8 protein-coding genes and 1 tRNA gene are annotated in these 8,721 nt (G+C 50.8%); 2 read left to right on the top strand and 7 right to left on the bottom strand.

Features of this window, described 5'->3' with window-relative positions; translation table 11 throughout:
* Positions 1-601: sensor histidine kinase (locus TX85_RS26220; protein WP_044477860.1), on the top strand; the 601-nt coding region annotated here is incomplete at its 5' end.
* A 6-nt stretch (positions 602-607) separates the two neighbouring features.
* Here the strand turns inward: TX85_RS26220 and TX85_RS04185 are convergent.
* Complete coding sequence (locus tag TX85_RS04185; protein ID WP_044477859.1) at positions 608-1,420, bottom strand: alpha/beta hydrolase; 813 nt, start codon at positions 1,418-1,420, stop codon at positions 608-610.
* 1,219 nt (positions 1,421-2,639) lie between these two features.
* Here TX85_RS04185 and TX85_RS25720 point away from each other — a divergent pair.
* Positions 2,640-2,849, top strand: coding sequence for a site-specific integrase (locus tag TX85_RS25720; RefSeq protein ID WP_071784157.1), 210 nt, complete (start codon positions 2,640-2,642; stop codon positions 2,847-2,849).
* Positions 2,850-2,851: 2 nt separating this feature from the next.
* On the opposite strand, the gene TX85_RS04175 is transcribed toward TX85_RS25720, so the two are convergent.
* From TX85_RS04175 to TX85_RS04150, 6 genes are all read right to left on the bottom strand, one after another.
* Positions 2,852-2,939: transfer RNA gene (locus tag TX85_RS04175), tRNA-Leu, on the bottom strand.
* Between the two features lie 319 nt (positions 2,940-3,258).
* Positions 3,259-4,236 (bottom strand): pectinesterase family protein, encoded by a 978-nt coding sequence (locus tag TX85_RS04170; protein WP_044479793.1) that lies wholly within the window; start codon positions 4,234-4,236, stop codon positions 3,259-3,261.
* A gap of 41 nt (positions 4,237-4,277) precedes the next feature.
* Positions 4,278-5,642 carry a glycoside hydrolase family 28 protein gene (locus tag TX85_RS04165; RefSeq protein ID WP_044477857.1) on the bottom strand — a complete coding sequence of 455 codons (1,365 nt, stop codon included), beginning with the start codon at positions 5,640-5,642 and terminating at the stop codon, positions 4,278-4,280.
* A gap of 14 nt (positions 5,643-5,656) precedes the next feature.
* Entirely contained in the window at positions 5,657-6,760 is a 1,104-nt protein-coding gene (locus TX85_RS04160; protein WP_044477856.1) for a glycoside hydrolase family 88/105 protein, read from the bottom strand.
* A 72-nt stretch (positions 6,761-6,832) separates the two neighbouring features.
* The gene (locus tag TX85_RS04155) at positions 6,833-7,708 is read right to left on the bottom strand and encodes a carbohydrate ABC transporter permease (protein ID WP_044477855.1); all 876 of its coding nucleotides are present in this window, start codon (positions 7,706-7,708) and stop codon (positions 6,833-6,835) included.
* Between the two features lie 21 nt (positions 7,709-7,729).
* Positions 7,730-8,698 (bottom strand): ABC transporter permease, encoded by a 969-nt coding sequence (locus TX85_RS04150; RefSeq protein WP_044477854.1) that lies wholly within the window; start codon positions 8,696-8,698, stop codon positions 7,730-7,732.
* Positions 8,699-8,721: the final 23 nt, after the last annotated feature.

Raw genomic sequence — 8,721 nt, 5'->3', positions numbered from 1 at the left:
CGAAGGGGTTGTCAACCGGGAGGAAGCCGAGGAATTCCTGGAGATTGCCCTCAAGGAATCGGAACGGATGGAATGGATGGTGGCGGACCTACTCCATTACAACGCCCTGTCCTCCGGCAGCGTGGAAGTGAAGAACAGCCCGCTTCAAGTCAAAGTGCTCATAGAAGAAATCGTCTATCAATGGGGGTTGATTCATGAGGGAGAGCCGGTTTCCGTCAAGGTCGCCCCGGGCGCGGAGGAGCTGATTGCCGGCGGGGATGCCCTGCGCATCCAGCAAATCATCGTGAACTTGTTGAACAATGCGCTCCAGGCGGCGGTCCCGGAACGGCCGCTCCGTATTCGGATCGATCTGACGGCGCAAGAGCATGATGTCGATATCCGCGTTCAAGACAACGGCAGCGGCATCCCCGCCGAGGAACAGCCGCAGGTCTTCGAGCAATTCTATCGCGGGGAAGCCAAGAAAAGAAAGGTGCGTGGGCTGGGGCTCGGCCTGACCTTCAGCCGCCTGCTCGCCCGCGCCCAAGGCGGAGATCTCATACTCGACGGCAGCTCCGACGCAGGCAGCACGTTCGTGCTGAAGCTGCGCCGGGAACCCGGCTAACGATCCTCAATATTCAAACGCAAACTGCCGGCTCAGCCACTCCAGGCAAAGCGGAAACCAGGTGGCCAAATGGTCGTCGCGGCTGTTGACCTCCGTGGTGCACATCGACATGCCGTGTCTGCCGTTCTGGTAGAGATGGCATTCAAACGGGACGCCGGCTCGCCGCAGTGCCGCCGCAAAAGTCATGGAATTCTCCACCGGCACGCTGGCGTCCTCCACCGTATGCCACAAGAAGGCCGGCGGCGTCAAAGTGGTGACATGATTCTCCAGCGAAAACGTCGCTTCCCTTTCCGCTTCATTCCAGCCGGGTCCCAAGCGTTCAATGGAGCCCCGGTGCGCAAATTCGCCGGCCGTAATGACCGGGTAACACAGCACCATGGCGTCCGGCCGGCCTTGTCCGTCTTGGCTGCCGTCCGCCTCCAGCAGTTTGGGGTGATTCCACAAGGTCCCCGATGAAGCCGCAACGTATCCGCCGGCCGAATAACCGCAAACGGCGATTTGGCGGGGAATAATCCCCCATGCAGCGGCGTTTTCCCTGATTTTCGCGATCGCGAGGGAAATATCCATGATCGGCCTTAGTTCGCTCGCCTCCTCCCGGATCGAGTAATACAACGTAAACACATGGTATCCTTTGGCGAAAAAGGCTGTAGCTGGCGGATCCGCTTCACGCGGAGACAGGATTTCAAAGCCGCCGCCGGGGCAAATCACCACGCAAGGCCGCTCGACGCGGTTGCCCATGCTCTCCTTCTCGATATCGTGCAAATAACCGACCAATCTGGCCTTGCTTCCGGGATTCGGGTTCAAATCAACGATCTTCATCTTGCAGCCCCCATCTCAATTAAATAGACTCCTAATCTATTATACTAAGCCCAGACGCATTTGTTAGGAAGAATATAACAGGGGTTTCGAAATTCATAGCAAGAATGCCGGTTAGGCCGTATGATTAGTTACATACCCGGCTTACCATTATGGCATCTCAACTATAAGGACGATGAGATCCCCTTTCGCAGCGCTTCCTTCGCCCCTCTTTTTCTCATATAACGCTGTAATACTGTCGATTCCAAGACTTCGCGCCCCCAGCCGACATGCTGTAAACTACATGTCCATCTACAATCGTGGTATGGAAAAAGGGCCTGTCTAGCGCGACTTGCAATTCAACGGGAAATTCGCTGTACTGTAAAATGCAGATTAAAAAATGATTAAAAGCCTTGTGAGGCTTATAAGCTCTGCCTTATATAGCAAAAAGGTCCATGTTCCGTTGTATTCTCAACAACAGAACATGGACTTTTTAATACTTCCGCAGGCATTGACGCTTTACTTCGAGGCAACTGCTCCAGGGGTGGCAAGCCCCAATTCGTTCTCAAATTGATCTAAAAATGTGGTCATCACCTGATGTCGCTGTGCAGCCATTTGTTTCCCGGGCACTGTATGCATTCCGTCTGCAAGCTTTAAGAGCTTTTGATAGAAATGCATGTGGACCGAACCATTTACTTCCCAGAAGTAGAGGACCCCTATTTTTGCATCAACAAGGAATTATACGGTATTCGTTCCCCAAACTAAAAAAGGGCGCTTGGATTGATAATTACTTCATTGAGGAGAACAAGGTTAATTCAGATGGATACGAATACTTCTTATATAGGGATAATTGTGACGAAGAACGTACTCGTTGTACTCATGGCACACTTGCCCCGGCTTCATCGTTCCGGTGGACGAGAATGCTCCAGCAGTTGCACAGGTTGTTCATCCATTCAATTCAGCGGGATTTCGGGATCGTAGGGCAGGGCATACGTCTCCAAAACGTCCTCCATTCGGGCGCAAGTTATCGCACTTTGCCCCTAGTTCCCGTCTTACTGGAACTGCTTTTGCGGCCATTCTGTACAAGGATTCTTACAGCGACCGATATCAGGACTATATTTACGTCAATAAGCTGGGAGAGCGAATTAAGCCGGGTATATTACTCAACATTTTCTGCTCGTCCTGAAAAAAGCATAATTTTCAGCGAATTCGGTTTCACGCTCTTCGGCACAGTTGTGCCAGCTTGCTGCTTGCTAACGGTGTCAGCTTAAAAGGAATTCAGGCATGGCTGGGGCATAGCCATTATTCCATGACCGCCAACATTTATGTTCATCTTGAATACAACTCAAAACTTTCTTCAGCTCAAGTAATGAGCAATACCTTGCAAATTACGAATATACAAAAAGCTCCTGAATCTCCACAAAAGGAAACTCAAGAGCTCGTTCATTGTTAGATTGGTGCGGTCGAGAGGACTCGAACCTCCACGGGGGGTTAGCCCACACGGACCTGAACCGTGCGCGTCTGCCAATTCCGCCACGACCGCATTTATTGTGATGCCATTAATTTAGCGGCAACGAAATAAATATTACCACGGATCCCGAAGCCAGTCAACAACACTTTTCGAAATCAGCCATACGGCGGGCTTTGTACGATCTTTCGCATAAAAAAGCGCTAAATGAGCACTAGATAGAAGAATTTGTATGTTTATTCGTATAAAATTGGCGTATCCAAGCCGCAGGTGGAATCTTTTGTATGTTTATTCGTACAAATTCACTTGTCCGACCACTACGGCGTTGGCTTTTATACGATATTTCATACAAAGGTTACGCAGCCGTCCATCCGTCCGTTCCTATCCTTGAAAGCTAGTTCCTCCAGAAATCGGTTCCGGCGAAAACCTGCTCCAGGGCATAATCTGCTGCCGGGTTGTCTGCAGCTTCTTCAAGCGCCTCACACCTCGCCCAGGCCACCCTGCTCTTGGAGATCGCAGTCATCATCTCTGCCGGTCCGTACTCCCGATAATCTACCGTCTGCTCATTTGCCGGATTATCCCAGTGGTCCCAGCCTAACGGATGAATATGCTCGCTCATTTGGCAATTCACAAATACGGTCTGGGCATACTCGCGCCAAGGCCGTCCCAGAAATACCTCCGACACACCGGGATCTGCCGTGATGAAGCAGCCACAGAAGACATAACCGTATTGTTGTCCGATTGGAGTGGAGGCGGCCGTAAGATACCCTCTCTTCCCGGGCGCTTGCAGCAGGCTGTGAATATTGCAGCCATCAAAATAAGCAGTCGCCCCGCCAAAGATAAAATCGACGGTCCCCTCGATGTAGCAATTTTGATACAGCTGGCGATAATGATCATGCTGCTCCCTGATCGGGACACCGCCAAATTGCGCCCGCTCCTTGGGCTTTGGCGGCAAAGGGCCAGTAAATAAAGTGTCCTGGTGGCCCTTGAATACACAATTGCGAAAGACCGTCTGGTCACAATGGGCATACACCGCCACAGCTTGACCGATATGCTCCCCCATCCCTGCCGTATTGGAAATCGTCATATTTTCAACGACAAGGCGTTCTCCGCCCAGAAATAAGGTCGGCGTGGCAAATGTGCCGATTTCATTCCCGTCTTCATCCAGTTCCTTGGCATAACGGTTCATCGTTAACTCAACCGCTCCAATGCCAACCATTTTCAGATTGGACCGGTAGATGATGACCTGCTCCTCGTAGATCCCCGGCAAGATACAAATCGTTTCCTGCTCTCCGGAAGCTGTCTGCTCTAGAAAATCTACCGCCCCCTGTATTGTTCGGAAATGACAGAAGGACGATGCCCCAACCAAAATCATGCCAGACGGCTCCTCTCCACTACACTACTTTTTCATACTCAGGATTCTTCCAACTCCAGATTTAACGGTACGAGCTCCACCTGTTCCACCAAAGGCTCCGGCTTGCTCGTATTTTTTGATCGGCAATGCACGATTTCGACATCTTCCCCGTTCTCGATGTAGAAGGCAGGGCCTAAGTGATTCTCAATCGTAACCCGGTTAAAACGCACATCCCGGACATTTCCCAGATAGAACCCGCGCTGCTTCATATCCTGTATGCCCGACATCATGGCCGGCTTGCCCGGAATCGCTTCCTTGGCCATGGAAATATCGATTCCGTCAAACGTAATCTCTGATACGTACTGTTCTGCCAACCCATAAAGAAATCCTGCTGCTGCATGGACCTCCCGGGCTGTTACGTTCATGAAATGTATTCTTCTGAACCTGGGCGTTTCCTTTGTCACCGGATAAGGCGTTTTGTCCCACACGTATTTTTCCTTCCCGCGCGGGCCGCAGAAATAATAGAGATTCATAATGAAGGGGCAGATGACCTCCTCCATAACCACATTGGCAACGCGAATATCCTCGACCGTACCGCCGCGGCCGCGACGGGATTTAATACGGATTCCCCGGTCCGTTCCTTTAAAGATACAATTGCTGATGGTGACATTGCGGACATCGCCGCTCATTTCACTGCCGATCACCACACCGCCATGTCCATGTATCATCGTGCAGCCCGTAATCGTAATATTCTCGCAGGCCACCCTTTCCGCCGTATCTTCCGTTCCCGCCTTAATAGCGATGCAATCATCCCCGACATCGATATGGCAGTTCGCAATACGGACATTGTTGCAGGATTCCGGATTAATTCCATCCGTATTCGGAGAGTCCGCCGGATTGTTAATCGACACATTATCGATCGTGACATCGCTGCAGCAGATCGGATTAATCGTCCAGGACGGAGATTGAATGAGCGAGATATCCCGGATGGTGATCCGCCGGCACCGGTCAAAGCTGATCAGCTTCGGCCGCGGGTACTCCAGCTCATGCGGAGCATTTCTCTGCTTATGCCACCACGGCTGTCCGTTCCCGTCCAGCGTCCCGCTGCCCGTCACCGAGACTTGCTCCAGGTCTTCGCCATAGATGCAAGAGGCATGCACAGGCCGCTTTACACCCTCCCATCTTGATTCCACCACAGGATAATCAGCCGGATTGGTACTGAAGGATAGCACCGAGCCAGGACTAAGCCGAAGCTCGACATGGCTTTTCATCCGAATCGATCCCGTCACATACACCCCTGCAGGAACGTAGACTGTTCCGCCGCCGGCTTCGCTCGCAGCCTCTATCGCTGCGGCGATTGCTGCAGTTGCCGGTATACCGCTGTCTCTGTTTGCACCATAGTCTGTGATATTATAAATGCTCATTTGATTGTACGCTCCTATGTCGTCATTAAAGACCGCATTTCCACACAAGCCATCACGAAGGCCCCAACTCCATGCAGATCATTCTTCACCTTCGGACGAGTCACATAGTTCTCATAATCGCCAGCCGAGGTTCCGATGCAAATATCCGGCAACAGCAGCCGCCCCTGCTCATCCCATTCCACGATTTCAGTCAATCCCTCAAAACCTCTTCTGGCCGCGATCACTGCCTCTTCACCGGCCAGTCCGAATTGGACCGCTTTCGCAAGCGTATAGACGAACAGACAGGAGCCGGAGGCCTCAAGCCAATTGTCCTTCTGATCTCCTTTGTTCACCACCTGATACCATAAACCGCTTGCACCATCCTGATAACGAATGAGCGCCTGAACGAAGCCCTGCAGCTCCTTCGCCAGCTCCTCCCGGCCGGGATCATCCTCTGGCAGCAAATCAAGAAACTGACTTAGAGCCAGTCCGTACCACCCTATCGCCCGGCTCCAAAACTCCGGAGAGCAGCCGGTATCCGGGTTTGCCCAGGGCATCTGACGGCTTTCATCCCAGGCGTGATACAGCAAGCCTGTAGCTTCATCCTTCATATGCTTGCGCATCAGCCGCTCCTGGAACAGCACCACCTCCCGTAAGCCTGTCTCGCCATAAGCGTTGGCATATTTCAAGGAGAACACGCCTGCCATGTACAGCCCATCCAGCCACATCTGATTCGGATATTTGTCCTTGTGCCAGAAGCCGCCCTCCGATGTTCTGTTCAAGGTCAGCAGCAGGCAGCGCAGCTTATCGGCAGCAGCTTTATACTTCGGTTCACCAGTCTGTTCATGTAATCTAAAGAGCAGCTGCCCTGCCTGCATCGCATCCAGTTCATCCCGGGCGAAGTAGAAATTACCGTAATCATCCACCAAATTATCGACGTATTGCTGAATGTACTCCATGTAACGGCCGCTATCTTGAACCGTCTGTGCAAGGAGCTCCATTCCGCATAAAAATACACCCTGATGATAATGCCATCGATGCGCAGGGGGAAGATTGCCCGCTGCAGCGTAGATATCCATTAATGAGTCGCAGGCCTTCCTGGCCCATTGAATCGGTGTCTCCGGGCGACTAACCGTCATGTTCAAGCTCCCTCCAATTGTGATTCGTCTAATACTTATGCTTCGCAGATCGTCCGAGCGATCATCTGACTTTTAACCCTTCACCGAGCCCAACAGCGCTCCCTTTGCAAAATGCTTTTGCAGGAATGGATACACCATAAGAATGGGGAGCGTAGCCACCACTATGACCGCCATCTTGATCGTCTGATCCGGCGGAGGCACCGTTCCGTCCAATGTGGAGCTATGGTCCATCCCGCTGGCCAGCACGACGATCTGTCTCAGCAGCACTTGAATCGGCCACTTGGTACTGTCATCCAGGTACAGAATAGCGCTCATATAGGTGTTCCAATACGTCACCGCATAGAAAAGGGAGATCGTGGCGATGGCCGGCATGGACAGCGGAAGGACGATCTTGAACAAAATACCGAAATCGCTGCACCCATCGATTTTTGCCGACTCCTCTAGACCCTCAGGTATGTTCTGGAAGAAGTTCCGAAGAATGATCATATTAAAGGCACTGATTGCCGACGGCAGGATTAACGAGGCATACGTATTGATCAGCCCTAATTCCTTCACGACCAGGAAGGTAGGAATCATCCCGCCGGTGAACAGCATGGTGAATACGACCATAAAGTTAATCACATTCCGCCCGTCCAAATCTCTGCGGGCCAGACCGTAGGCCATCAATGAAGTAATAAACATACTGAACAGGGTTCCGACTAACGTCACGCCAATGGAGACGCCCATCGCCCTGAATATCGTATTTGTGGAAAAAATAAATTTGTACGCATCCCAGCTCCAGATCCGTGGAATCAACACGAATTTATGCGCAGCCAGCTCCGCACTCGTCGTAAATGATCCGGCAACAACGTGGACGAAGGGAAGCACGGTAATTAACGCAATCAAGGCAAGCAGCGTGAAATTGATGGCGGCATAAATTCTGCCGCTAATCGATCTGTCTTCTACCATTTTTAGATTCCTCCTGCAATATCAGTAAACGCCTTCTTCACCCATTTTTTTCGAGATCCGGTTAACAAGCATAACCATGATCAAGCCGATGATCGATTTAAAGAAGCCAATCGCCGTACTATAGCTGAATTGTCCTTGTCGCAAACCAGCCGTGTAGACATACGTATCGATGATTTCCCCAACCTGCCGGTTCATGGAGTTTAAGAGCAGATAGACATGTTCGAAGCCTAAATCCAGCACATGACCGATTTTCAAGATGAACAGCGTTATAATAACCCCGCGGATCGTAGGCAGCGTAATATGCCACACCTGACGCATTCTGCCGGCTCCGTCCATACGGGCTGCCTCATACAGTCCCGGATCAACGGCTGCGATTGCTGCGAGATAAATAATCGTCCCCCAACCTGCTTCTCTCCATATCACCTGAATAATGTACATCGGACGTAACCAGCCGTTACTAAGCAGGAAATTGATCTTTTCAAAGCCAAAATAACTCAGCAATTCATTAATAATCCCGCCATCCATCGTGACCATAACATAGGAGATGGATACAATAATGACCCATGACATGAAATGCGGCAGGTATACCAGGGTCTGAAATATCCGTTTGAAGAAATTGCCTCTCAATTCATTGAGCATCAAAGCGAGAATAATCGGGATCGGAAAATAAATAAATATATTTAGCGCAAACAAAACGATGGTATTCCATAAAATATTGAAAAACTCCGGCTCCGTGAACAGCCTTTTGAAATGCTCAAATCCTACCCATTCGCTGCCGAATATTCCTTGATAAGGCTTATAATTTTGAAATGAAATAATGAGTCCGTACATCGGAAGATATTTGAAAATGATAAAGTACAGCACTCCGGGCAACAGCATCACATAAAGCCATTTATTTCGCCACAACCGTTTCTTGAGCTCGCTTGATCTCGTTTTTTTCTCGAGCCGCAACGGAGGGGCGGCTCCGGGCTGAACGGTGACTTCCTGCATGAGATTCTTCCTCTCTACTATTT

Origin of the sequence: Paenibacillus antibioticophila, from assembly GCF_000455265.1 — a bacterium.
GTDB classification, from domain to species: domain Bacteria; phylum Bacillota; class Bacilli; order Paenibacillales; family Paenibacillaceae; genus Fontibacillus; species Fontibacillus antibioticophila.
Note: the sequence above shows the minus strand (reverse complement) of the source record. Positions and strands in the feature narration are given on the sequence as shown.